Origin of the sequence: Ralstonia mannitolilytica (assembly GCF_000954135.1) — a bacterium.
Classification (GTDB): domain Bacteria; phylum Pseudomonadota; class Gammaproteobacteria; order Burkholderiales; family Burkholderiaceae; genus Ralstonia; species Ralstonia mannitolilytica.
The window spans coordinates 147644-172082 of sequence record NZ_CP010799.1; the positions used below are offsets into that span (position 1 = coordinate 147644).

Consider the following 24439-nt stretch of genomic DNA (forward strand, 5'->3'; position numbering starts at 1 on the left):
CTTCACAGCAAACCCTCCCCTCGGATCAGGCGACGCGCCATCGCCTCGACAAACTGTTCGTCCTGCCCGCGCGGGTGACGCGCAAAGGCAAGGTGCAGATATTCGTGCGTCAGCGCGATGCGGTCTTCCTCGGTCGCAAGCCGGTGCACGTAGAGCCGGTTGCGGCGTGCATCAGCGTACGGCCGGCCCTCGTGCACGACGCACACGGCGGGCAGCGGCGGCGCCTCGTAGCCTGGCTCGGCAGCCAGGCGGGCCGACCAACCCGGCGCGCGCGCCTGCAGCCACTGCTGCGCACCCGCCACCGGTGAGCAATCTCCCCCCACCGGGCTCTGGAACGACGTGAGCGTCGCCTGCGGCCACCACTGCGCGAGGATCGCGTCGAACCCCTGGCCGCGTTGCGCGGCGGCGCGCGCCGCGGTCCAGCTCATCTGGCCGCGCGCGCTGATGGTGCCGTGGTACTGCACGGGCTGGCCGGTCAGCACCAGCGCATCGGTAAATTCGGCTGCGTTGCGCGCAGCGGCCAGCGGCGGGCGCGGCAGCACGCGCTGCGTGCGTGAGCTGTCGGCGATGCGGTAGCAGCCCTTGTCACGCGAGGCGTGCTGCACGAGGTAGCTGCGCGCCGCCACGGCCAACGCACGCGCGGCCTGCGGCTCGGCAAGCTCGCCTTCGCGCTCGACCACGCGCGCCACGTAATCGTTCATGCCCAGGCGGCCAGTGATGACGGGCACGTTGTTCGGGCGCGCGAGCGTCAACTCGCCCCGGCTCTCGATCGGTAGCGTGTTGCCGTTGACGAAGCGCACGGCGTAGCGGCCTTCCAGGCGACCGGCGGCGACCGGCTTGCCGCTGGCGTCGCGCACCTCGCGAATCGGATAGCGCGCAAAGAAGTCCACCACGACACAGGCTTCGTCGTCGGGCACGGGCGTCTGTTCGATCACCGGCGTCAGGCGCGGTGCGGCAGCGGCCAGCACCTGGTTGCTCGACCCGGCACCGCCGAGCCAGACGGGCGTGCCGTCGGCCAGCCAGCCCGCTGCCCCGCCGATCGACGCGCCGGGCCGCTGCGGGTCGGGCATCGTCCACGTCTTGGCGCGCAGCAGGCCACCGAAGTGCGAGACCGTGCCCTCGCCGCGCCCGATGGTCAGCACGGAAATGAGCGTTTGCGCGGCGGTCTCGCGGCCCTCCGCCGGCACGCTGCGCAATGCCGCGAGCAGATCGGCGACCGGCACGCGATGCGTCGGCTGCATGGCTCGCAGCTCGCGCAGCCACGTGGGCGACGCGGCTTGCTGCCAGAAGCGCCGCCAATCCGCACGGTCCAGCCCGAGACGCGCCGGTTCGAAATAGCGTCCGCACGACTGGATGAGCGCGCGCTCGCGGTCGATGCTGTTGCCGGCGGTGCAGCAGTAGACCTCTTCGGGGTCGTTACCGTGGCACGTGTAGTCGGGCGTGCTGATGCGGCGCGAGACGAGGTAGCTGTAGACGAAGAGTTTCCAGACGCTGCCGAGCGGTGTTTCGGCGTCGCGCGGCAACGCGGTGGCTTGCGGCACGCCGCCGGCCGGGTCAGCGCTGAACTGCCAGAGCTTGGCATCATCGCCCTGCAACGCGGCATATTTCAGTGGCGGAACCGGCTGGCCAACCGGCGCGGCGATGGCGTGTCCGGCCTGCCCGGCAAGCGCGAGCGCGCCGCCAGCCCAGAGCAGGCCGGTCAGCACACCGCGCGCAAGCAGGCGGGAAGGCATCGCTGATCACTCCACCTTGAACGGATAGCTGGCCGTCTTGCCGTCGCCCTGGAACGCCTTGGCTTCCGGCTGGTACATGCGGAAGTAGCGCACCGGCGGCAGCGCAAAGCGGCCCGGCAGCGAGAAGCGCACGAGCTGCCGCAGCACGGTCGGGCGCTCCAGCGCGGGCACCGGCTGGTTGTACGAGAGCTGACCCATTTCATACGCGGCCTTGCGCTCGAACGGCTGCGGGCCGTTGCCTTCGTTCGGCTCACCCTTCAGCCCGTCGATCTGGATGCCCCACGTGGTGGCCTCCACTTCGGCGCCCGGCGGCAGCGGCACCTCGACCAGGCCGTAGCGGTACGTGCCCTGGCGCGGCGTCAGCACGACCTCGTCGACGTAGAGCGCATTGCTGTCGAGCGTGTCGCCCGGCTTGACCGGCTTGGCCTTGAGCGTGATGCCGCTGGTGCTGCCCGCGCCGGCTACGGCCTGCTTGGCGGCCTTCGTGTCGGCCTTGGGCGCGTCCGTCGGCTCCAGGCGATACAGCTTGCGCTCGACCGTGATCGGCAGCCTGGACGCTTCCGGCGCGCGGCTGCGGTACGACACGATGGCCGATTGCGTGGTCACATCGGTCGGCGCCGTCGTCAGGTCCAGCGCGGCGGGGGCTTGCGCGCCGGTCCAGCGCCACGTCGGCACACCGACCGGCGAGCGCGTCGCCTGCCAGCCGCCCGCCGAGACGGCCGGCTGGAGGGTGGCAACGCTGGCGCCTTGCAGGCCGCCCAAACCCTTCTGCAGCCAGACCAGCGCCACAGCGCGGTCCATCGTCGGCATGGCGGCGCTGGCGCGAGCCAGCAGCGGTGCCGGGTCGGCAGCCGAGCGGCCACCGCCCATCAGCAGCAGGCTTTGCACCAGCGGGGAATTGTCGGCAGCCAACGCGTTGCGCGCCGCGATGTCAGCGGAGACCAGCGCTTCCGGCACCGGCTGGCCGACTTGGCGCATCAGCTGTGCCGTCAGCACCGTCGCCACCTCACGGCCGCGCGGCGAATCCGGCGCCACGAAGATCAGGCTGTCGCCCGCGGCGGGGTCGGCGTCGACCGAGGCCTTGGGCGCCTTACCGCCGCTGGGCGCAAGCTCGTTCGCCACGCCCGACAGCGGCGTCGCCACGGGCAAGCCCATCTCGTTGGCGAACCACAGCGCCAGCGCGCGGTGCAGCAGCGGCTCGTTCTGGCTGGTGCGCTTGTAGGCTTCGAGCACCTGCTTCCAGTTGTCTGCCGGCAGGCTGATGCCGACTGAACGGCTGGCAAGCCAATCCGCGTAATACGCATACGACGTGATCAGCGCGCTACTGGTGGTCAGCTCGCCCCACCAGCCGAAGGTGCCGTTGGTGCCGGCCAGCAGGGCCAGACGCTGGCGTTGCGTGCGCAGCAGCGCGTCGACGCCCTGGGTGCCGGCCGGGCCGCCGTCGCCGAGGCGCGTGCCACTGGCCGCCAGACTCTGCTGGGCCAGTGCCAGCGGAATCAGCCGGCTGGCGGTCTGCTCGGCGCAACCGTACGGATATTCGATGAGGTCATCGGCCACACGAGCAAACTGGCTGGCCGTGTTGCCGACCACGCGCAGACGCACGTCGCGCGCATCGGCGGGCAGGCCCAGCGGCAGGCGCGTGCCTTGCAACTGCGTGAGCGGGACGACGTTTTCGCGGTCCGCCAGCCAGCCGGTCGCATCCAGCCTGAGCGTGGTCTGCAGGCGGTCCGACACCTTGTCGTCCTGCTTCAGCTCGGCATTGACCACACCCGCCTGCAGCGCCGTGACGGGCGCGCGCAGGTAGTTGGCGCCGCGCTTGAGCGTCACGCGCTGGTTGATGTTCAGGCCGGCGCCCGAGACGATCCAGTCGGCGGTGATGTCCTTGTCGGTCTGGTTGAAGGCGACCATGTCCAGGCGCGGCTGATCGCTTTCGCGGAAGCGCTGCGGGCCGGTCCACTTGAGGTACAGCGGCTTGTCGGAGCGGATGCTCGCCGTGCGCTGGCCAACGATGCCGTCCGATGTGCCGGTGGTGGACACCGCGCGCACCGTGATGCGCCAGCGCGCCAGCGAATCCGGCATCTTGAAGGTCATGCGCGCACGGCCATCGGCGCCGGTCTGCAGGTTGGCGACCCAGGCAGCGGTGTCCTTCTCGTCGCGGCGCGGGCGTTCGAGCACCTTCACGCCGCGCTCGTTGTGACGGCCGTACGTGCCGCCCGGCTTGCCCGGCAGCGACGCAAGCGCGAGGTCATAGCTGATGAAACTCTGGCTCGACGTGGTGCGCACGCTGTTGCGGCGCGGGTGATAGAAGAAGTCGACGATGCTCGGCGCCACTTCAGGCTGCAGCACGTAGATCATTTCGTCGACCACCGAGACGGTCAGGTTGGCCGGCACAGGCTTGCCCGCCAGCGCGCTGGTCAGGTCCAGCGTGACGGTCTCGCCCGGCGCGTAGACGGCCTTGTCCGCATGCACGCCCAGGTCCAGCGTCGGTTGCGTGACGACGATGCCGGCGTTCTGGAACACCATGTCGCCATCGCGCACGTACAGCACTGAGAACGTCATGTTGGGCGCGAACTCTGCACCGATCTTGATGCGCGCGCGGTACTGCGACGGCGTGACCTTCTGCAGGCTCAGCCATTCGCCGCCGCGCGTGAGCAGCGCGTGGCGCTCGACCTTGTCGCGCTCGAGCGTGAGCAGCGCGTCGTCCACCGGCAGGGGGAACGTGATCAGCGCTTCGGCCGTGTCGCCAATCTGGTAGCGATCACGGTCGAACACCATTTCGATGTTGCCCGGCACGGTCTGCACGCCGTCGCCGGCCACCCAGTGGCTCGATGCAGCGAGCAGGTTGCCAGCAGCATCACGCACCGACAGCGTGTATGAGCCCGGCTGGTCAAACTTGACCGGGAACGTGGCGTTGCCCTTGGCATCCGGCGCGAGCGTGCCTTCAGTGCGGGTACGCGTCTCCAGGCGGACGAGATCCCACTTGGCCGGCGGTGCCGTCGGCCCGGTCGCACCCGCCACCACCGGCATCGGCGTGAGCGTGAAGGACACGTTCTGCCCCGGCGTGGTGAAGTTCGACGTGGTCGACAGCTTGTACGGCGTCGCGCCACGGGCGATCAGCAATTCGCGCGTGACCTTCACGCGGTACGCCGCGCCATCGTTGGCAAACACGGTCACGACGTAGCGGCTCGGTTCCTTGGCGGCGGGCAACTCCAGCTTGGCGTTGCCGTCGCCATCGGTGACAAGCTCCTGCTGCTCCAGCTTGACGGGGAACAGGCCCGCGTAACGCAGCTCGCCTTCCACCATCGTCACCTGTTGCGCGCGCAGGCTGACCGACACCTTGCCGTTCTTGACCGGCTTGCCGTCCGGATAGCGCAGGCTGATCTTGCCCTTGACCGTTTCGCCCGTGCCGTAGCTGGCCTTGTCGAGCGACAGGTTCACGTCAAAGTGCGGCTTGATGTATTCGGCCACGCGGAAGGCGCCGCCGTAGGTGCCGCCGTTGTAGTCGAAGCGCAGCGAGTAGCCGCCGGCCGGCGCGTTGGACGGCAGCGTAAAGCGCGCGTCAGCGCCCGTCTCGCCCGTCAGGCGCGTGGTCGTCGTGGCCACCGGCGCACCATTCGGGTCGAGCACTTGCAGCTTGATGTCGCCGGCCGCCGGCGCGGTCGATTCGGTCGCGTTCTTGAAATTGCGGCCGATGAACTTGACGCTCACTTCGTCGCCCGGCCGATACAGCGGGCGATCGGTGAAGGCGTACAGCTTGGTGTTGTAGATCTCGCTGTCGTAATAGAAATTCTCGGAGATGAACACGCCGCCCGCGCGGTCGCTGCCGATCACGTAGCTGCGTTCAGGCGAGACGTGACGCAGATCGGCCGTGCCGTCCGCTTCGGTGGTGCCCGAGGCCAGCACACCGACGCCGTCGATCCAGCTCACCGACGCGCCGCCGACGGGCTTGCCGCTCTTGCGTTCGGCCGTCCACACCATCATCCCTTGCGACGTGCCCTTGGTGACGGCCACGGTGTCCGACACGAATAGCAGCGTGTGCGCACGGTACGCCCCAATCACGGCTTCAACGATGTACAGACCCGCCGGCAGCTTGCCGACCGGGATCATCACGTTGCCGGCGTTCTGCGGCATCCATTCGCTGCTGCTGCCTTCGAGCTTCACGTCCTTGGGCGGCGCGATCGGCTTGGCATCCCAGATCGGGTAGCGGAAGCGGCCCAGCAGCTCGTAGCCCTTGAGCGGCGCGTATTGCGGGTTGTTCGAGAAGCGCGTGGGCGCGGTCATCTGGTCGCCCATGCTGAACTGCGGCGCGGTCTCCACGGCCTTGCTGCGCGTGGCGAACGACAACACGCGCTGCCAGGCACGGCGGGCTTGGCGCGTCCAGTTGTCCCACAGATAGGCGAGCGTGTTGGCCAGGCCTTCGCCCGTGTAGTTTGCCTTGACGTCGATGCGGTGCAGGTTCTTCTGCGCCTTCAGAAACTCCAGCGGCTGCGGCACGCGGTAGACGAGGATGTCTGCGCCGCCGTAGCGGGAGAGTTCGTCCTTGTATTCGCGGCCCGGGGCTTCGAGGCGGACCAGCGCTTCCTGATCGGTGCCGTAGCTCGCATCGGAGAGCAGGAAGAACGGCTGGCCCTTGATCGGCTCGTAGCCGCTGCCCGGTACGTCGAACAGCGTTGGGTTCGGCGCGTCTGCCGCGTGCGCTGCGGGCACCGAAGCGACCAACGCCAGCACCGTCACGCAGACGGCGGCAACGAGATTGAACGACAGCCAACGGTTGCGCATGCGTTTTTCTACCGTGTCAAAAAGGCCAGACGAAACACGCCGATGAAGTTGGGGTTGCCGCTCTGCGGCTGCCAGCGCGAGTCTTTCCATTGCATCAGTTCAGAAACCGGGACCGCGCGCAGGCCGTTGTCGGTGCGGGTGACGGTGCCGGTGTGGTAAGCGATGTAGCGATCCATCCAGATCATCAGATGCTGGTCGTCGCCTTGATCGAAGAAGAGCAGATCGCCCGGGAGCGCCTGGTTGACGTCCTTGGCGATGAAGCGGCTGTTCTGCTGGATGAGCCCCAGCGCTGAGACATACGCGCCGGTGCTGCCATCGAAGCGTGCCCACCGCTGCGTAAGCGTGCGTTGGGCGGGCGTGAGATTCAGCTCGGGCGGCAGTTGCCGTGTGGATTCCGCATCGCGCATGCCGTTGGCGCGCAGCCAGCGGGCGTCGTGGGGGCGCAGCGCCTCGCCGGCGGCAAAGCGCACGAGGCCGGCGCAGTCGCGATGCGTCCAGCGCGGCGTCGGGCCTTGGCGGAGCTGCTCGTTGACGATGCGAACGAACCACGCGCGAAACACGCTCGATTGGTCCGCCGTAAGGGCATCGGCACCAGCGGGCGCCGTATCAGCCCAGCCCGACAGCGCATGCACAGACGGAGCGAGCAGGCAGGCGCCCGCCGCCGTCAACCAACGGCGGCGGTTCAACGCGGCGGCCTGGGCGCGCAACGTCATTGCTGCGTGCTGGTGTTGTCTTCGGAGGCGGGCGCCGCAGCCACTGTGGCGGGCGCGTCGGCCGACGGGGCTTGCGCTGCCGTTGCGTCAGCCGGGGGCGGCGTGCCATCGCCACCGGCAGGCAGACCGCGGCCGCTCGACAGCCACGTCACGGGCACCCAGCCGCGCGCCGACGGCACACCGCCGTCCAGCGCCAGCGATACCGGCGCGTACCGCGACAGTGCTTTCAGCTTCGGAAACAGATGCGTCTGTGCCGCGTTCAGGAACACCGCTTCCTGATCGGCGGGCAGCGCGGCCCCGGCTTCGCGGCGAACCAGCGGCGCGAGCGCTGCGGGCGTCATCGTCAGGACGATGCGATCGGTCTTGTCCTTCGGCAGGCTATCTGCCACGGCGGGGAAGCGCTTGGCGAGCACCGCCAGGGCGTCTTCAACGAGGCGCGCGTCCGGCGAGAACACGACCACGTCACCCGCAATCGCCAGCGTGACCGGGAAGTAGCGATCCGCCGACAGCTGCGCCGCAAACGGTGCGCCAGCCGATTGCGCTGTACCGTAGCGCGCGCTGACCGGGCGCTGCCACAGCGTGGCGTTGGCGGGGCCTTGCTTTGTCGTCACCGGCAGGCGCTTGTACGGACCGGACTTGTCGTCGGCCTGCGCCTTGGCTTCGTACGAACCGACAATCTGGCCGAACAGCGCGCCGAGCGCCGGCTTGACCGCCTCGGCCTGCGACGCCGATGCCAGCTTCGCCACGAACAACGGCGCCACCAGCGACGACTTGCCGTACCAGCACGCAGCCGCCGGGCCCGCAAATGCACCGCCGACATGCGCGGCGGCGTCGCTGATCTCCTTGGCATCGCCCGCCACGGACTTCAGCAGCGTGCCGGCGGCCTTCCAGTCGACCGGCAGCGTCGCGCACGCGGCAGGGTCAGACGGCAGCGCGCGCCAGAGCCCAGCGTTATCCCACTTCGCAGAAAGCCGGGCCGGGTCGATGAGCGCGGCGCTCTGCCAGCCGTTGCCCACGCCGTCTTTGCCCGCACCGAAGTCGAAACGCAGCGCTTCAATGCCGGGGAAGTACTGCTGATAGCCGAACGACAGATAGTTGGCGCTCACCACAACGTGATGGCCCGTCGGCTGCTGCGCGGGCAGCGCGTACGCCGTGCCCTGCACGTTGCGCTTGTCCGCATCGTCGGAGAACAGCGCCGCCAGCGCATTCGCCTGCTTGGCAATCGGCTTGCCGTCCTTGTCCAGCAGCATGCCCGGCTCGGACAGCGCGATCAGCCGGTCGCCCTTGCTGGCAATCAGGATCGAACGCGTGGCCGAAAGCCTGAGCGCATAGACCGGCGCGCCCGAATCGCCCAGCCCATCGGCGACCTTGCTGAGCTGTGCATCGCTCGTTGCCACGGTGGCGACGGCTTCCAGCGCCTTGGCCAGGCCGTTGCGCTGCATCGAGAGCACCCAGTAGCGCAGCTTGTCGTCCGGGCCGCGCCACAGCATCACGCGCGCGGGCTCGTCAAACACGTGCCTGAGCACGGTCTCGGCCAGGTCGAGCTTCTGCTCGTACGCCAGACGGCGCAGCGCACCGGCCACCGAGAGGCGGTCTTCGTTGCCTTCGTAATAGGCGACGAAATCTTCGGTCAGCACGTCGCGCAGCAGCGGCACACGCAGCACGTCGCGCGGCAGTTGCGACAGGCTCTGGCTGTCGATGAGGGCGTCGGGATAGGTCAGGTCGAGCTGGACCTGGCGGGCGTGCAGCGCGCGCGTGCGGCCAAACGGGTGCCAGACCATCTGCACCACTGCCGCACCGGCAGCCACCAGGACAATCGCGCCGGCGGCGATCTGCTTGCGTGTGAGCTTCATGGAGGAATCGTCGGCAAGACTGAGGAGGGCCGGCGATTGCAGAATGTGCCGGTCTATAACCGCGAGATCATAGCGGCAGGCATGTTAAGGCGGGTTAACGTGCGAAAAAAACGGGTAAATACAACAGCACCGGTCCGGTTTGAGGCCACGGTGCAGCGGTGTTGGCCGGTGCCGGCGATCTTCCAGCAGCGCCATGCCCGCGGCGCGATGCGAGCCGCGGGGGCAAAAGAAAAAGCCCGGCACCCCAAAAGGGGCCGGGCTTTTGATGCGAAGGACGCTGCCTGGCTTCAGGCTGCGCCGCCTTCCTCCTGGTGAGCGACAGGCGTCTCGAAGATCGAAGCGGCTTCTTCCTCGGCGATCGCTGCCGCGCGGTCGCGGTCGGCGGCTTCCTTGGCCTTGCGGGCGCGGTGGTAAGCCAGACCGGTACCCGCCGGGATCAGGCGGCCGACGATGACGTTTTCCTTCAGACCACGCAGGTCGTCGACCTTGCCCATGATGGCGGCTTCGGTCAGCACGCGCGTGGTTTCCTGGAACGACGCCGCCGAGATGAAGCTGTCGGTCGACAGCGACGCCTTCGTGATACCCAGCAGCAGGTTCTCGTACGTTGCCGGACGCTTGCCTTCCGCGATCACGCGGTCGTTCTCGTCGAGCAGCTCCGAGCGCTCCACCTGTTCACCCGGGATGAACTTGGTGTCGCCCACATCGACGATCTGCACGCGGCGCAGCATCTGACGAACAATCACCTCGATGTGCTTGTCGTTGATCTTCACGCCTTGCAGACGGTACACGTCCTGCACTTCGTCGACGATGTAGGTCGCCAGTTCTTCCACCCCCTTCAGACGCAGGATGTCGTGCGGGTCGGCCGGGCCTTCGACGATCATCTCGCCCTTGTTGACGACTTGGCCGTCGTGCACCAGCACCTGCTTTTCCTTGGCAATCAGGAACTCGTGGGCGTTGCCGTCGAGGTCCGTGATCACCAGGCGCTGCTTGCCCTTGGTGTCCTTGCCGAACGAGACGGTACCGGTGACTTCCGCCAGCACGGCGGCGTCCTTCGGCGAACGCGCTTCGAACAGCTCGGCCACACGCGGCAGACCACCGGTAATGTCACGCGTCTTCTGCGATTCGGTCGGAATACGTGCGAGCACTTCACCCACGTGCACTTGCTGACCGTCCTTCACGGTGATCAGCGCGCCCACCTGGAAGCCGATGGTCACGGAGTGGTCCGTGCCCGGGATCTTCACTTCGGCGCCCGACGAATCGAGCAGCTTCACCTGCGGACGGATGCCCTTCGAAGCCGAGGTGCGACGCTTGGCGTCGATCACCACCAGCGTCGACAGGCCGGTCACTTCGTCCATCTGCTTGGCGACGGTCACGCCCTCTTCGACGTTCTCGAACTTGATGGTGCCCGAGTACTCCGAAATGATCGGACGCGTCAGCGGATCCCACGTGGCGAGCTGCGTGCCGGCCTTGATGGCCTGGCCATCCTGCACCAGCAGCGTTGCGCCGTACGGAATCTTGTGGCGCTCGCGCTCACGGCCGTGGTCATCGGTGATCAGCGCTTCGCCCGAACGCGAGATGACGATCTGCTCGCCCTTCGCGTTGGTGACGTAACGCATGGTCGCCGTGAAGCGCACGGTACCGGTGGCCTTCGCTTCCACGCTTGACGCCACTGCCGCACGCGATGCCGCACCACCGATGTGGAACGTACGCATCGTCAGCTGCGTGCCCGGCTCGCCGATCGACTGCGCGGCGATCACGCCCACCGCTTCACCCGAGTTCACCAGCGTGCCGCGGCCAAGGTCGCGGCCGTAGCACTTGGCGCACAGGCCGTAGCGCGTGTCGCAGGTCAGCGGCGTGCGGACCTTGACTTCGTCCACGCCGATCGAATCGATCAGGTCGACGAGGTCTTCGTCAAGCAGCGTGCCGGCTTCGATCGCGGTTTCCTGCGTTTCCGGGTTCACCACGTCGTTGGCCGTGACGCGGCCGAGGATACGGTCACGCAGGGCTTCGATCACTTCACCACCCTCGACCAAGGCCTTCATAGCCACGCCGTTGGAGGTGCCGCAATCGTCTTCCACCACCACCAGATCCTGCGTCACGTCGACCAGACGACGGGTCAGGTAACCCGAGTTCGCGGTCTTCAGTGCCGTATCGGCCAGACCCTTACGTGCACCGTGGGTCGAGATGAAGTACTGCAGAACGTTCAGGCCTTCGCGGAAGTTCGCGGTAATCGGCGTTTCGATGATCGAGCCGTCCGGCTTGGCCATCAGGCCACGCATACCGGCGAGCTGGCGGATCTGCGCCGCGGAACCCCGTGCGCCCGAGTCGGCCATCATGTAGATGGAGTTGAACGACTCCTGCTTGACGGTGTTGCCGTGGCGGTCGACCACGTCTTCGGTCTGGAGCTGCTCCATCATCGCCTTGCCCACCTGGTCGCCGGCGGCGCCCCAGATGTCCACGACGTTGTTGTAACGCTCCTGGTCCGTCACCAGACCCGACATGTACTGCTTGTCGTATTCCTTCACCTTGGCGGCGGCCTCGGCGATGATCTTCTCCTTGGCCGGCGGCACCAGCATGTCGTCGATGGCGATCGAGATACCGGCGCGCGTTGCCAGGCGGAAGCCAGACTGCAGCAGCTTGTCAGCGAAGATCACGGTTTCGCGCAGACCGCACTTGCGGAATGCCGTGTTGATCAGGCGCGAGATTTCCTTCTTCTTCAGCGGCTTGTTCAGCACCGAGAACGGCAGACCCTTCGGCAGGATCTCCGACAGGATCGCGCGGCCGACCGTGGTCGACTGCAGCGTGATCTTCGGCGCAAAACGGGCGTCGCCGTCGGCTTCCGGGTTCACCAGTTCGTACTCGGTGATCCGCACGTTCACGCGCGAAGCCAGTTCGACTTCCTTGTTCTCGTAGGCGCGGATGACTTCCGAGATGTCGGCGAAGGTCATGCCCTCGCCCTTGCCGTTGATCTTGTCGCGGGTCGCGTAGTACAGACCCAGCACCACGTCTTGCGACGGCACGATCGACGGATCGCCGTTGGCCGGGAACAGCACGTTGTTCGACGCCAGCATCAGCGTGCGCGCTTCCATCTGCGCTTCGAGCGACAGCGGAACGTGAACGGCCATCTGGTCACCGTCGAAGTCGGCGTTGAACGCCGCGCAGACCAGCGGATGCAGCTGGATGGCCTTGCCTTCGATCAGCACCGGCTCGAACGCCTGGATACCCAGACGGTGCAGCGTCGGCGCACGGTTCAGCATCACCGGGTGTTCGCGGATCACCTCTTCGAGGATGTCCCACACCACCGGGGTCTGGCTTTCCACTTCCTTCTTCGCCGCCTTGATCGTGGTGGCGATGCCCATCGTTTCCAGCTTGTGGAAGATGAACGGCTTGAACAGCTCGAGCGCCATCAGCTTGGGCAGGCCGCACTGATGCAGCTTCAGCGTCGGGCCCACCACGATGACCGAACGGCCCGAGTAGTCCACGCGCTTGCCCAGCAGGTTCTGACGGAAACGACCGCCCTTACCCTTGATCATTTCCGCCAGCGACTTCAGCGGACGCTTGTTGGCGCCGGTCATCGCCTTGCCGCGACGGCCGTTGTCCAGCAGCGAATCCACGGCTTCCTGCAGCATGCGCTTTTCGTTGCGCACGATGATCTCCGGCGCCTTCAGCTCCAGCAGACGCTTCAGACGGTTGTTCCGGTTGATCACGCGGCGATACAGGTCGTTGAGGTCCGACGTGGCGAAACGGCCGCCGTCCAGCGGCACCAGCGGACGCAGTTCGGGCGGCAGCACCGGCAGCACTTCGAGGATCATCCACTCCGGCTTGATGCCCGAACGCTGGAATGCCTCGAGCACCTTCAGGCGCTTGGCGAACTTCTTGATCTTGGCTTCCGAGCCAGTGGCCTGCAGCTCGGCGCGGATCGTCTCGATCTGCTTCTCGATGTCGATGCCGCGCAGCAGCTCGCGGATGCCTTCGGCGCCCATCATGGCGACGAACTCACCCTCGCCGTACTCGTCGCACTTGGCCAGGTAGTCGTCTTCCGACATGATCTGGCTCTTCTTGAGCGGGGTCATGCCCGGCTCGACCACGACGAATGCCTCGAAGTACAGCACGCGCTCGATGTCGCGCAGCGTCATGTCGAGCACCATGCCCAGACGCGACGGGAGAGACTTCAGGAACCAGATGTGCGCGGTGGGCGCAGCCAGTTCGATGTGGCCCATGCGCTCGCGGCGCACCTTGGCCAGCGTCACTTCCACGCCGCACTTCTCGCAGATCACGCCACGGTGCTTCAGGCGCTTGTACTTGCCGCACAGGCACTCGTAGTCCTTGATCGGGCCGAAGATCTTGGCGCAGAACAGGCCGTCGCGCTCAGGCTTGAACGTGCGGTAGTTGATGGTCTCGGGCTTCTTGACTTCGCCGTACGACCACGAACGGATTTTCTCCGGCGACGCGAGGCCAATCTTGATCGCGTCGAACTGCTCTTCTTGCTGTACCTGACGGAATAGGTCGAGCAATGCTTTCATTCCAAACTCCTTGAGTTTGAGGCTGGCACCCCGGCTACCAGGGCACCGACCCTAAATCTTCGTCAATGGCTGCTGTTACCGGAGCGCGGCAATCGTGCTGCCGCGCCCCCATCGCATCGGCGCTCAGTTGCGCTCGAGGTCGATGTCGATACCCAGCGAGCGGATTTCCTTCACCAGCACGTTGAACGACTCCGGCATGCCGGCATCGATCGAGTGCTCGCCCTTGACGATGTTCTCGTACACCTTGGTCCGGCCGTTCACGTCATCCGACTTCACGGTCAGCATTTCCTGCAGCACGTACGACGCGCCGTACGCTTCCAGCGCCCACACTTCCATTTCACCGAAACGCTGGCCACCGAACTGGGCCTTACCGCCCAGCGGCTGCTGTGTCACCAGCGAGTACGGACCGGTCGAACGCGCATGCATCTTGTCGTCGACCAGGTGGTGCAGCTTCAGCATGTGCATCACGCCCAGCGTGACCGGACGCTCGAAGGCTTCACCGGTTCGACCGTCGTACAGCGTGACCTGCTGCTTGGAAGCGGTCAGGCCCTTTTCCTTGGCGATGTCGTCCGGGTAGGCCAGATCCAGCATGCGCTTGATCTCGTCCTCGTGCGCACCGTCGAACACCGGTGTCGCAAACGGCACGCCCTTCTTCAGGTTCTCGGCCAGCTCCAGGATCTCGGCGTCCGACAGGCTGTCCAGATCTTCGGTCTTGCCGCTTTCGTTGTAGATCTGGTTCAGCAGCTTGCGGATCTCGGCAGCCTTGGCTTGCGCCTTCAGCATGTTGCCGATGCGCTCGCCCAGGCCGCGTGCGGCCCAGCCCAGGTGGGTCTCGAGAATCTGGCCCACGTTCATCCGCGAAGGCACGCCCAGCGGGTTCAGCACGATGTCTGCCGGCGTACCGTCAGCCATGTACGGCATGTCTTCGATCGGGGTGATCTTCGACACGACACCCTTGTTACCGTGACGGCCTGCCATCTTGTCGCCAGGCTGCAGTCGACGCTTCACGGCCAGGTACACCTTGACCATCTTGATCACGCCCGGCGGCAGTTCGTCGCCTTGCGTGAGCTTCTTGCGCTTCTCTTCAAACGCGAGGTCGAAGTCGTGACGCTTCTGCTCGATGGCTTCCTTCACGGCTTCGAGCTGGGTGGCCACGTCGTCGTCCGCCGGGCGGATGTCGAACCAGTGCCACTTGTCGAGGTCGTCCAGGTATTCCTTCGTGAGCGCGGTCCCCTTGGCCAGCTTCTTCGGACCACCGTTGGCCACCTTGCCGATCAGCAGACGCTCCAGACGCTGGAAGGCATCGCCTTCCACGATACGCAGCTGGTCGTTCAGATCCAGGCGGTAGCGCTTCAGCTCTTCGTCGATGATGGACTGGGCACGCTTGTCGCGCGTCACGCCTTCACGCGTGAAGACCTGCACGTCGATCACGGTACCGCTCATGCCCGAAGGCACGCGCAGCGAGGTGTCCTTCACGTCGGACGCCTTCTCGCCGAAGATCGCACGCAGCAGCTTTTCTTCCGGCGTCAGTTGGGTCTCGCCCTTGGGCGTGACCTTGCCGACCAGCACGTCGCCAGCTTCGACTTCCGCGCCGATGTACGTGATGCCCGATTCGTCCAGGCGAGCCAGCTGCGCCTCGGCCAGGTTCGAGATGTCGCGCGTGATTTCTTCCGGTCCGAGCTTCGTGTCGCGGGCCACGACCGACAGTTCCTCGATGTGGATCGAGGTGTAGCGGTCTTCGGCCACCACGCGCTCCGAGATCAGGATCGAATCCTCGAAGTTGTAGCCGTTCCAGGGCATGAACGCGACCAGCATGTTCTGGCCGAGCGCGAGCTCGCCCAGGTCGGTCGAGGCGCCGTCGGCGATCACGTCGCCGCGGGCCACGTGGTCGCCCACCTTGACCATCGGACGCTGGTTGATGTTCGTGTTCTGGTTCGAACGCGTGTACTTGATCAGGTTGTAGATATCCACGCCGACTTCACCGGCCACGGCTTCGTCGTCGTTTACGCGGATCACCACGCGGTTGGCATCGACATAGTCGACGACGCCGCCGCGCGTGGCCTGCACGGCCGTACCCGAGTCGACCGCAACGGTGCGCTCGATGCCGGTACCGACCAGCGGCTTGTCCGCACGCAGGCAAGGCACGGCCTGGCGCTGCATGTTTGCGCCCATCAGTGCACGGTTCGCGTCATCGTGCTCAAGGAACGGCACCAGGGAGGCTGCAGCCGACACGATCTGCGACGGCGCCACGTCGATGTACTGCACGCGGTCCGGCGTGACCATGCGGGTCTCACGCTCGCTGCCTTCACGCGCCGACACCAGTTCGTCGATCAGGTTGCCGTCCTCGTCCACCGTCGCGTTGGCCTGCGCCACCACGTACTTGCCTTCCTCGATGGCCGACAGGTAATGCACTTCGTCGGTCACCTTGCCGTTCTCGACCTTGCGGTACGGCGTTTCGAGGAAGCCGTAGTCGTTCAGGCGTGCATACAGTGCCAGCGAGTTGATCAGACCAATGTTCGGGCCTTCCGGCGTTTCGATCGGGCACACGCGGCCGTAGTGGGTCGGGTGCACGTCGCGGACTTCAAAGCCCGCACGCTCGCGCGTCAGACCGCCCGGACCCAGTGCCGAAATACGACGCTTGTGCGTGACTTCCGACAGCGGGTTGGTCTGGTCCATGAACTGCGACAGCTGCGACGAACCGAAGAACTCGCGGATCGCCGACGAAATCGGCTTCGAGTTGATCAGGTCGTGCGGCATCAGGTTTTCCGTCTCGGCCTGGCCCAGACGTTCCTTCACGGCACGCTCCACGCGCGACAGACCTGCGCGGAACTGATTTTCCGCCAGTTCGCCGACGCAGCGCACGCGACGGTTGCCGAGGTGGTCGATATCGTCGACTTCGCCCTTGCCGTTGCGCAGGTTCACCAGCAGCTTGATCGTGTCGAGGATGTCTTCATCCGTGAGCACCATCGGGCCGTCGCCGGTCGGGCGGTTCAGGCGGCTGTTGACCTTCATGCGGCCCACGCGCGACAGATCGTACGAATCTTCGCTGTAGAACAGACGCTGGAACAGCGCTTCGACAGCGTCTTCGGTCGGCGGCTCGCCGGGGCGCATCATGCGGTAGATGGCGATGCGCGCGGCGGTCTGGTCGGCGGTATCGTCGGTGCGCAGCGTGGACGAGATGTACGGACCCTGATCCAGATCGTTCGTGTACAGGGTCTGGATTTCCTTCACGTCGGCGTCGCGCAGCTTCTCGAGCACGGCTTCGGTGAGTTCGTCGTTGGCGTTGGCCAGGACTTCGCCGGTATCCGGATCGACGATGTTCTTCGCCAGCACGCGGCCGAGCAGGTAGTCTTCCGGCACGCTGATCAGCTTGGTGCCGGCCGCGTCCAGGTCACGGATGTGCTTGGCGTTGATGCGCTTGTCCTTCTCGACGACGACCTTGCCGTTCTTGTCGGTAATGTCGAAGCGAGCGACTTCACCGCGCAGACGCTCGGGCACGAATTCCATCAGCGCGCCTTCGCTCTTTAGCGTGAAGTTGTCGAACACGAAGAAGTGCGCCAGGATCTGCTCGGGCGTCAGGCCGATCGACTTCAGCAGGATCGTCACCGGCATCTTGCGGCGGCGGTCGACGCGGAAGTACAGGATGTCCTTCGGGTCGAATTCGAAGTCGAGCCACGAGCCGCGGTACGGAATGATCCGCGCCGAGAACAGCAGTTTGCCCGAGCTGTGCGTCTTGCCCTTGTCGTGCTCGAAGAACACGCCCGGCGAGCGGTGCAGCTGGGACACGATCACACGCTCCGTGCCGTTGATCACGAACGAGCCGGTGGACGTCATGAGCGGGATTTCGCCCATGTAGACTTCCTGCTCCTTGATCTCCTTGACCTTGGTGGGGTTCTCGCGGTCGTTGATGATCAGGCGCACTTTTGCGCGCAGCGCCGAGTGATAGGTCAGACCACGCTGCTGACATTCCTTGACGTCAAACGGCGGGTTGGACAGGTGGTACGACACGAACTCCATGCGTGCCAGCCCGTTGTGCGACACGATGGGGAAAATGGCGTTGAACGCCGCTTGCAGGCCTTCGTTCTTGCGCTGTGCCACAGGCACGTTTTCTTGCAGGAACTGGGTATACGATTGAATCTGGGTGGCAAGCAGGAAGGGAACCTGATGAACCGTTGCGCGCTTCGCGAAACTCTTGCGAATACGCTTTTTCTCGGTAAAGCTGTACGCCATGGGATCTCCGAATCATCGCAAGCGCAGACGGACGGGCGAAGGTCACGACCAACACTTGAGGTGTTCAGCGACTGGTGACGGGATTTGGCGGTTGGCCGCTACCAACCTCTGGCTGACGGTACTGCGCGCGCCGCCCGCACATGCACCCATGGAGCGCATGCCACGGACGGGGGAGCACCCGACCAAACTTGCCTTCTGCAGTCGGTTCAGAAGACAAACATCAGCGGACTGCGAACTGCCTAGTGTGCCACTGATGTTTGGCCTCTGCTGGCCTGGCTCAGACCTGCGACCGGATATCCGGTAAAAGAGACTCCAAGCCGACTTATCGCGTGATTGCGGGATCGCTCAACAACCGGTCCCACAAGCGCAAAAAGGCTGGCGCCGGGAAATGTCCCTTTGCCAGCCTCCGTCGCGTACCGGATGCGGCACGCGAGACCTGCACTTACTTGGCTTCGGCTTCCGCGCCGGCTTCCACCAGCTTCTTCACCAGCTCGTCGGCAGTCTTCTTGTCGACGCCTTCCTTCACGGGCTTCGGTGCGCCATCGACCAGGTCCTTGGCTTCCTTCAGGCCCAGGCCGGTGATTTCACGCACGGCCTTGATGACGCCAACCTTGTTCGCGCCGGCGCTCTTCAGCGTCACGGTGAATTCGGTTTGCTCTTCCGCAGCAGCAGCGGCGCCGCCAGCAGCAGCCGGGCCGGCCACTGCCACTGCAGCTGCCGACACGCCAAACTTCTCTTCGAACGCCTTGACCAGGTCGTTCAGTTCCATCACGGACATCGCGCCAACGGCTTCCAGGATGTCGTCTTTGGTGATTGCCATTTGAATAACTCCAGAATGTGATTCGGTATCGATCGTGCGATCTGTGCGAGGTATCGCGGCCGATTAGGCTGCGGCGCCTTCGCCTTGCTTTTCGGCCAGCGCAGCCAGGGCACGGGCGAAGCCCGACACCGGCGCCTGCATGACGAACAGCAGCTTGCTGAGCAGTTCTTCGCGGCTCGGGATCGTTGCCAGGGCCTTCACGCCGTTGACATCGAGCACCTTGCCATCGTACGAACCGGCGCGCAGCACCAGCTTGTCATTGCCCTTGGCGAAATCGTTCAGCACCTTGGCCGGGGCCACTGCGTCTTCGGAAATACCGTAGATCAGCGGGCCGGTCAGTTGCTCGGCGAGTTCGGCAAACGGCGTGCCTTCCACAGCGCGGCGAGCCAGCGTGTTCTTCAGAACGCGCAGGTAGACGCCTTGCTGGCGTGCTTGCGCACGCAGCTTGGTCAGATCGCCAACCGTGATACCGCGATATTCAGCAACGACGATGGTCGAGGCCTTGGCGACTTGCGCCGTTACCTCGGCCACGACGGCCTTCTTATCTTCGAGATTGAGTGCCACGGTTAAGCTCCAAAACGACGTTGGCTCCCGCGGATGCAGCGGTCGCCTCGGTCAGTCCAAAAGTACGGCGTCCGATTGGCACAAATCACTTCGGCAATACCAAAGTCACTCATTCCCTTCGGGGGCGCCATCTGCGTTGGCTGCAGCGCGGTGCGTTGCCACGCCGCGTCGCGATTAAGGCGCCGGCTCCAACCAAGGAGCCCGTCACCGCCAACGGTCTTTGATAACCAGCGGCATCTGTCTGTTCGCACAAACATCTGCCGCTGCCCAAAGTTCTTCCCTGAAGCTGCCAGGGACCGCGCGGCCGGAGCCACGCAGAGAAACAGCAAACGCCGGGATGGTTATCGGGTCACCCGGCGCGAATGATCGAACGATCAGGCGGCCAGGGTCGCCTGGTCGATGCGCACGCCCACGCCCATCGTCGACGAGACGGCGATCTTGCGCAGGTACACCCCCTTGCTCGATGCCGGCTTGGCCTTGTTCAGCGCATCCAGCAGTGCTGCCAGATTGCTCTTCAGAGCAGCCGGCTCAAACGAGCGGCGGCCGATGGTTGCGTGGACGATCCCGGCCTTGTCGACGCGGAATTGCACCTGACCCGCCTTGGCGTTCTTCACGGCGGTCGCGACGTCCGGTGTCACGGTACCGACCTTCGGGTTCGGCATCAGGCCGCGCGGGCCGAGGATCTGACCCAGCGTACCGACGATACGCATCGTGTCGGGCGAAGCGATCACGACGTCGAAATCCATGTTGCCAGCCTTGATCTGCTCAGCCAGGTCTTCCATGCCGACGATCTCTGCGCCAGCCGCCTTGGCTTGCTCAGCCTTGTCGCCCTGGGCGAACACGGCCACGCGAACCGACTTGCCAGTACCAGCGGGCAGGACCACCGAGCCGCGAACGACTTGGTCCGACTTCTTGGCGTCGATGCCCAGTTGCACGGCCACGTCGATGGATTCATCGAACTTGGCGCTCGCGCATTCCTTGACGAGGCTCAGCGCTTCGTCGATCGGGTAGAACTTGGTGCGCTCCACCTTGGCCTTGTTTGCGGCCACGCGCTTCGAAATCTTTGCCATGATTACAGGCCCTCCACCGTGATACCCATCGAACGGGCGCTGCCGGCGATCGTACGCACGGCGGCGTCGAGATCCGCTGCGGTCAGGTCCGCGTTCTTCGCCTTGGCGATCTCTTCAGCCTGGGCGCGGGTGATCTTGCCGACCTTGTCGGTATGCGGCTTCGACGAACCCTTCTGGATGCCAGCAGCCTTCTTGATGAGCACGGTCGCCGGCGGCGACTTCATGACGAAGGTGAAGCTCTTGTCGGCGTAGGCGGTGATCACCACCGGCACCGGCAAGCCCGGTTCCATGCCTTGAGTCTGCGCGTTGAACGCCTTGCAGAACTCCATGATGTTCAGACCGCGCTGACCCAGGGCCGGGCCGACGGGCGGGGACGGATTTGCTTTACCAGCCGGGATCTGCAGCTTGATAAAGCCAATAATCTTCTTGGCCATCTTGACTCCAATCCGGATTGCCAAGCGTCAACGCGAGAGCAATCCTGTTGAGTGGTAACGCATCAGCACAAGACTGACGCTCCTCTGTTGGCGCAGGCGGCCTTGCCGCCGTTGCCCGCCGCATCCGCTGGATCCGGCGACTGGCACAACGGGTTCTCCCCGCCGCACCGAATTCCTTATACCTTTTCGACCTGGCCGAACTCGAGCTCGACCGGTGTCGCTCGACCGAAGATCGTCACGGAAACGCGCAGGCGCGACTTCTCGTAGTTGACTTCCTCGACGTTGCCGTTGAAGTCGGTGAACGGGCCCTCCTTCACGCGCACCATCTCGCCCACCTCGAACAACGTCTTCGGACGCGGCTTCTCGACCCCTTCTTGGATCTGAGCCATGATCTTGTCGACCTCACCCTTGGAGATCGGCGAGGGCCGGTTGCCCGACCCCCCGATGAAGCCCGTCACCTTGGACGTGTTCTTGACCAAGTGCCACGTTTCATCCGTCATCTCCATTTCAACGAAGACATAGCCCGGAAACAGGCGGCGCTCGGTGACAGTCTTCCGACCGCTCTTGTTCTCCATGACCTCTTCTGACGGCACCAGAATCTGGCCGAACAGGTGTTGCAGGCCTTCGCGGTCAATGCGCTCCTGCAGCGCGCGTTGCACACTCTTCTCCATGCCCGAGTAGGCATGCACGACATACCAGCGCTTCTTTGAGGCCGGCGCGGAAGAATCCGTCGACGTGTCGTTCGCTACGTTATCCGTCATGGCTTCACCCGATTATTTCCAGCCCAGCACGAGCGAGAAGATCACCCACTCGATGAGCTTGTCCGCAGACCAGAGGAACACAGCCATGATCACCACAAAGGCGAACACCAAACCGGTCATCTGCCCCGCTTCCTTGCGCGTCGGCCAGACGACCTTGCGAACTTCGCGGTACGACTCGCGGGCAAATTCGATAAAGCTCTGCCCAGGCGCGGACACCAGGGCAACGCCGGCACCCAGCACCAGCCCGCCGATCAGCGAGGCTGCGCGGACATAGCTCGGTTGTTGTGCGAGCAGGTAAAAACCGATCACCCCGGCGACCACCAGCAGGAACGCCACGACCAGCAGCCACTTGCCGCTGGCGGTGTTGACGGTTTCGACGTTCGGATTGGCCATGTTTCCCAAACGAGACTAAGCCGCGTGGCGCCATATCGCGCTACGCGGCTGATGAATTGGCAGGGGCAGAGGGAATCGAACCCCCAACCTTCGGTTTTGGAGACCGACGCTCTGCCAGTTGAGCTATACCCCTAAAACAGCTTTGGGGTTGCCGTGCGGTCAACCCCACTCTGGCACTTCACGTGCGGCCGGTTGACAGCCGCACGGAAGAGTTACAGCACTTACTCGATGATCTTGGCGACGACGCCGGCGCCGACGGTACGGCCGCCTTCACGGATGGCGAAGCGCAGGCCTTCTTCCATGGCGATCGGGGCGATCAGCTTGACGGTGATCGACACGTTGTCGCCCGGCATGACCATTTCCTTGTCCTTCGGCAGCTCGATCGAGCCGGTCACGTCGGTCGTACGGAAGTAGAACTGCGGACGGTAGTTGTTGAAGAACGGGGTGTGACGACCGCCTTCGTCCTTGGACAGGATGTAGACCTCGCCCGTGAAGTGCGTGTGCGGGGTGATCGAACCCGGCTTGGCGAGCACCTGGCCACGCTCGACGTCTTCACGCTTCGTGCCGCGCAGCAGGATACCGACGTTGTCGCCTGCCTGACCTTGGTCGAGCAGCTTGCGGAACATTTCGACGCCCGTGCAGGTGGTCTTCTGCGTGGCCTTGATACCGACGATTTCGATTTCCTCGCCGACCTTGATCACGCCGCGCTCGATACGGCCGGTCACCACGGTGCCGCGGCCCGAGATCGAGAACACGTCTTCCACCGGCATCAGGAACGTGCCGTCCACGGCGCGCTCCGGCGTCGGGATGTACGAGTCCAGCGCGTCGGCCAGGTTCATGATCGCCACTTCACCCAGCTCGCCCTTGTCGCCTTCCAGCGCCAGCTTGGCCGAGCCCTTGATGATCGGGGTGTCGTCGCCCGGGAATTCGTACTTCGAGAGCAGCTCGCGCACTTCCATTTCCACCAGCTCGAGCAGCTCGGCGTCGTCCACCATGTCGCACTTGTTCAGGAAGACGATGATGTACGGCACGCCAACCTGGCGGGCCAGCAGGATGTGCTCACGCGTTTGCGGCATCGGGCCGTCCGCGGCCGAGCACACCAGGATGGCGCCGTCCATCTGGGCGGCACCGGTGATCATGTTCTTGACGTAGTCGGCGTGGCCCGGGCAGTCAACGTGCGCGTAGTGGCGGTTGGCCGTTTCGTACTCGATGTGTGCGGTGTTGATCGTGATGCCGCGTGCCTTTTCTTCCGGCGCTGCGTCGATTTCGTCGTACTTCTTCGCTTCGCCACCGAACTTGCTCGACAGCACGGTCGCGATCGCTGCGGTCAGCGTCGTCTTGCCGTGGTCAACGTGACCAATCGTCCCAACGTTCACGTGCGGCTTGGTCCGCTCGAACTTTTCCTTTGCCATGTCGCGACTCCTGTCTCGGTAGCGATTTGCGGTGGTGGATGCGTGGTGCCCATGGGCAGGATCGAACTGCCGACCTCTCCCTTACCAAGGGAGTGCTCTACCACTGAGCCACATGGGCGAAACGTCTAACAGCGAATGGAGCGGGTGAAGGGAATCGAACCCTCGTCGTAAGCTTGGAAGGCTTCTGCTCTACCATTGAGCTACACCCGCCTGGGTTACTTCTTCCCTTGCCGCTCGGCCCATGCGGACCGAACTCACTGCTTAATTCTGGTGGAGAGGGTTGGATTCGAACCAACGTAGGCGTAAGCCAACAGATTTACAGTCTGCCCCCTTTAGCCACTCGGGCACCTCTCCGAAGAGAACTTGCGATTATGGGACCATCAGGACACCTTGTCAAGCAATCTTGATGAAATCCCAGCATGGCCGGCCGCGGAATGCGTTTTCATTCCTCAATGGCGGCGGATAGGGCATCGGCCCACAATAGAGAAACTCCAATGGCAATGGAGCGGCGGGCCTGCGACTGCGACGACAGCACAGGAATACAGCAGAGCTGTCACGCACAATCCAGTGGGCATGGCGATCATGCGCCACCAGCATTTTGTCGAACATCAGCGCCAGCGTGGGGGGCAGGCGCCCGTCCTGCCGGTCCACCTCAACGCGCCCGCGCGAAATGTAGACGCCACAATCGACCCGACGTTGGGTGCGGAGGATTTTTCGTTCATGCTGCAGGAGAGGCCTGGGTGTTTTGCGTTCATCGGCAACGGTGACGGGGATCACCGAGAGCAGGGCCATGGGGTGGGTCCGTGCATGCTGCACAACCCGAGTTACGACTTTAACGACGAGCTGCTGCCGCTGGGTGCGACGTATTGGGTGAGGCTGGTGGAGAGGTACCTGGCGCGGGGCTGAGGGGGGGGATGGGCCCACGCAAGAAGCCACCGCTGGGTGGCTTTTTTCTTGGGGCGATGGGGAGCGCTGCGTTTGGGACGCGTAAAAGCAAACACCCCAGCTCGCGGGAGCTGGGGTGTTTTGAGGGAGAGCCTGGCGATGACCTACTTTCACACGGGAATCCGCACTATCATCGGCGCAGAGTCGTTTCACGGTCCTGTTCGGGATGGGAAGGGGTGGTACCGACTCGCTATGGTCACCAGGCTATG

The 24439-nt window shown here is 64.8% G+C and carries 13 protein-coding genes, 4 tRNA genes, 1 rRNA gene and 1 pseudogene; 1 reads left to right on the forward strand and 18 read right to left on the reverse strand.

From position 1 onward, the window contains the following. Nucleotides 1-2: 2 nt before the first annotated feature. The 17 genes from TK49_RS00795 to TK49_RS00875 form a co-directional block, all read right to left on the reverse strand. Nucleotides 3-1733 (reverse strand): YfaQ family protein, encoded by a 1731-nt coding sequence (locus TK49_RS00795; RefSeq protein ID WP_045785060.1) that lies wholly within the window; start codon nt 1731-1733, stop codon nt 3-5. 6 nt (nt 1734-1739) lie between these two features. Continuing rightward, complete coding sequence (locus TK49_RS00800) at nt 1740-6512, reverse strand: alpha-2-macroglobulin family protein (protein ID WP_045785061.1); 4773 nt, start codon at nt 6510-6512, stop codon at nt 1740-1742. Nucleotides 6513-6520: 8 nt separating this feature from the next. Next, the gene (locus tag TK49_RS00805) at nt 6521-7225 is read right to left on the reverse strand and encodes a DUF1175 domain-containing protein (RefSeq protein ID WP_045785062.1); all 705 of its coding nucleotides are present in this window, start codon (nt 7223-7225) and stop codon (nt 6521-6523) included. Then, on the reverse strand, nt 7222-9078 hold the full coding sequence (locus TK49_RS00810; protein ID WP_045785063.1) for a DUF2138 domain-containing protein: 1857 nt from the start codon (nt 9076-9078) through the stop codon (nt 7222-7224). The genes TK49_RS00805 and TK49_RS00810 overlap by 4 nt, the downstream gene beginning before the upstream one ends. A gap of 287 nt (nt 9079-9365) precedes the next feature. Then, nucleotides 9366-13601, reverse strand: coding sequence for a DNA-directed RNA polymerase subunit beta' (gene rpoC, locus TK49_RS00815; RefSeq protein WP_045785064.1), 4236 nt, complete (start codon nt 13599-13601; stop codon nt 9366-9368). 123 nt (nt 13602-13724) lie between these two features. After that, complete coding sequence (gene rpoB / locus TK49_RS00820; protein WP_045785065.1) at nt 13725-17831, reverse strand: DNA-directed RNA polymerase subunit beta; 4107 nt, start codon at nt 17829-17831, stop codon at nt 13725-13727. A gap of 442 nt (nt 17832-18273) precedes the next feature. Beyond that, nucleotides 18274-18651, reverse strand: a complete 378-nt coding sequence (rplL, locus tag TK49_RS00825; RefSeq protein ID WP_045785066.1) for a 50S ribosomal protein L7/L12 — start codon at nt 18649-18651, stop codon at nt 18274-18276. A 63-nt stretch (nt 18652-18714) separates the two neighbouring features. After that, nucleotides 18715-19215: a 50S ribosomal protein L10 gene (gene rplJ / locus TK49_RS00830; protein WP_045785067.1), complete on the reverse strand. Its 501-nt coding sequence runs from the start codon at nt 19213-19215 to the stop codon at nt 18715-18717. Between the two features lie 374 nt (nt 19216-19589). Further along, entirely contained in the window at nt 19590-20285 is a 696-nt protein-coding gene (rplA, locus tag TK49_RS00835; RefSeq protein WP_045785068.1) for a 50S ribosomal protein L1, read from the reverse strand. A gap of 2 nt (nt 20286-20287) precedes the next feature. Further along, a complete protein-coding gene (rplK, locus tag TK49_RS00840; protein ID WP_045785069.1) occupies nt 20288-20719 on the reverse strand; it encodes a 50S ribosomal protein L11 in 432 nt (143 codons plus the stop codon). A gap of 176 nt (nt 20720-20895) precedes the next feature. Next, a complete protein-coding gene (gene nusG, locus TK49_RS00845; protein WP_045785070.1) occupies nt 20896-21480 on the reverse strand; it encodes a transcription termination/antitermination protein NusG in 585 nt (194 codons plus the stop codon). Nucleotides 21481-21492: 12 nt separating this feature from the next. Then, nucleotides 21493-21873, reverse strand: coding sequence for a preprotein translocase subunit SecE (gene secE / locus TK49_RS00850; protein ID WP_045785071.1), 381 nt, complete (start codon nt 21871-21873; stop codon nt 21493-21495). Between the two features lie 57 nt (nt 21874-21930). Then, nucleotides 21931-22006, reverse strand: a tRNA-Trp gene (locus TK49_RS00855). 88 nt (nt 22007-22094) lie between these two features. Beyond that, the gene (gene tuf, locus TK49_RS00860; RefSeq protein ID WP_045785052.1) at nt 22095-23285 is read right to left on the reverse strand and encodes an elongation factor Tu; all 1191 of its coding nucleotides are present in this window, start codon (nt 23283-23285) and stop codon (nt 22095-22097) included. 43 nt (nt 23286-23328) lie between these two features. Next, nucleotides 23329-23403 (reverse strand) — tRNA-Thr (locus TK49_RS00865). Between the two features lie 18 nt (nt 23404-23421). Further along, a tRNA-Gly gene (locus TK49_RS00870) sits at nt 23422-23495 on the reverse strand. Between the two features lie 58 nt (nt 23496-23553). Beyond that, a tRNA-Tyr gene (locus tag TK49_RS00875) sits at nt 23554-23639 on the reverse strand. A gap of 315 nt (nt 23640-23954) precedes the next feature. Here TK49_RS00875 and TK49_RS00880 point away from each other — a divergent pair. Beyond that, nucleotides 23955-24191: pseudogene (locus TK49_RS00880) on the forward strand (amidohydrolase); the annotation flags it as partial. 130 nt (nt 24192-24321) lie between these two features. On the opposite strand, the gene rrf reads toward TK49_RS00880, so the two are convergent. Next, nucleotides 24322-24434 (reverse strand): 5S ribosomal RNA (gene rrf / locus TK49_RS00885). Nucleotides 24435-24439 lie beyond the last annotated feature (5 nt).

Bases quoted from the DNA above. Each gene is read 5' to 3' on its own strand.
- TK49_RS00795 (WP_045785060.1), bottom strand. From the start codon at position 1,733: ATGCCTTCCCGCCTGCTTGCGCGCGGTGTGCTGACCGGCCTGCTCTGG.
- TK49_RS00800 (WP_045785061.1), bottom strand. From the start codon at position 6,512: ATGCGCAACCGTTGGCTGTCGTTCAATCTCGTTGCCGCCGTCTGCGTG.
- TK49_RS00805 (WP_045785062.1), bottom strand. From the start codon at position 7,225: ATGACGTTGCGCGCCCAGGCCGCCGCGTTGAACCGCCGCCGTTGGTTG.
- TK49_RS00810 (WP_045785063.1), bottom strand. From the start codon at position 9,078: ATGAAGCTCACACGCAAGCAGATCGCCGCCGGCGCGATTGTCCTGGTG.
- rpoC (WP_045785064.1), bottom strand. From the start codon at position 13,601: ATGAAAGCATTGCTCGACCTATTCCGTCAGGTACAGCAAGAAGAGCAG.
- rpoB (WP_045785065.1), bottom strand. From the start codon at position 17,831: ATGGCGTACAGCTTTACCGAGAAAAAGCGTATTCGCAAGAGTTTCGCG.
- rplL (WP_045785066.1), bottom strand. From the start codon at position 18,651: ATGGCAATCACCAAAGACGACATCCTGGAAGCCGTTGGCGCGATGTCC.
- rplA (WP_045785068.1), bottom strand. From the start codon at position 20,285: ATGGCAAAGATTTCGAAGCGCGTGGCCGCAAACAAGGCCAAGGTGGAG.
- rplK (WP_045785069.1), bottom strand. From the start codon at position 20,719: ATGGCCAAGAAGATTATTGGCTTTATCAAGCTGCAGATCCCGGCTGGT.
- nusG (WP_045785070.1), bottom strand. From the start codon at position 21,480: ATGACGGATAACGTAGCGAACGACACGTCGACGGATTCTTCCGCGCCG.
- secE (WP_045785071.1), bottom strand. From the start codon at position 21,873: ATGGCCAATCCGAACGTCGAAACCGTCAACACCGCCAGCGGCAAGTGG.
- tuf (WP_045785052.1), bottom strand. From the start codon at position 23,285: ATGGCAAAGGAAAAGTTCGAGCGGACCAAGCCGCACGTGAACGTTGGG.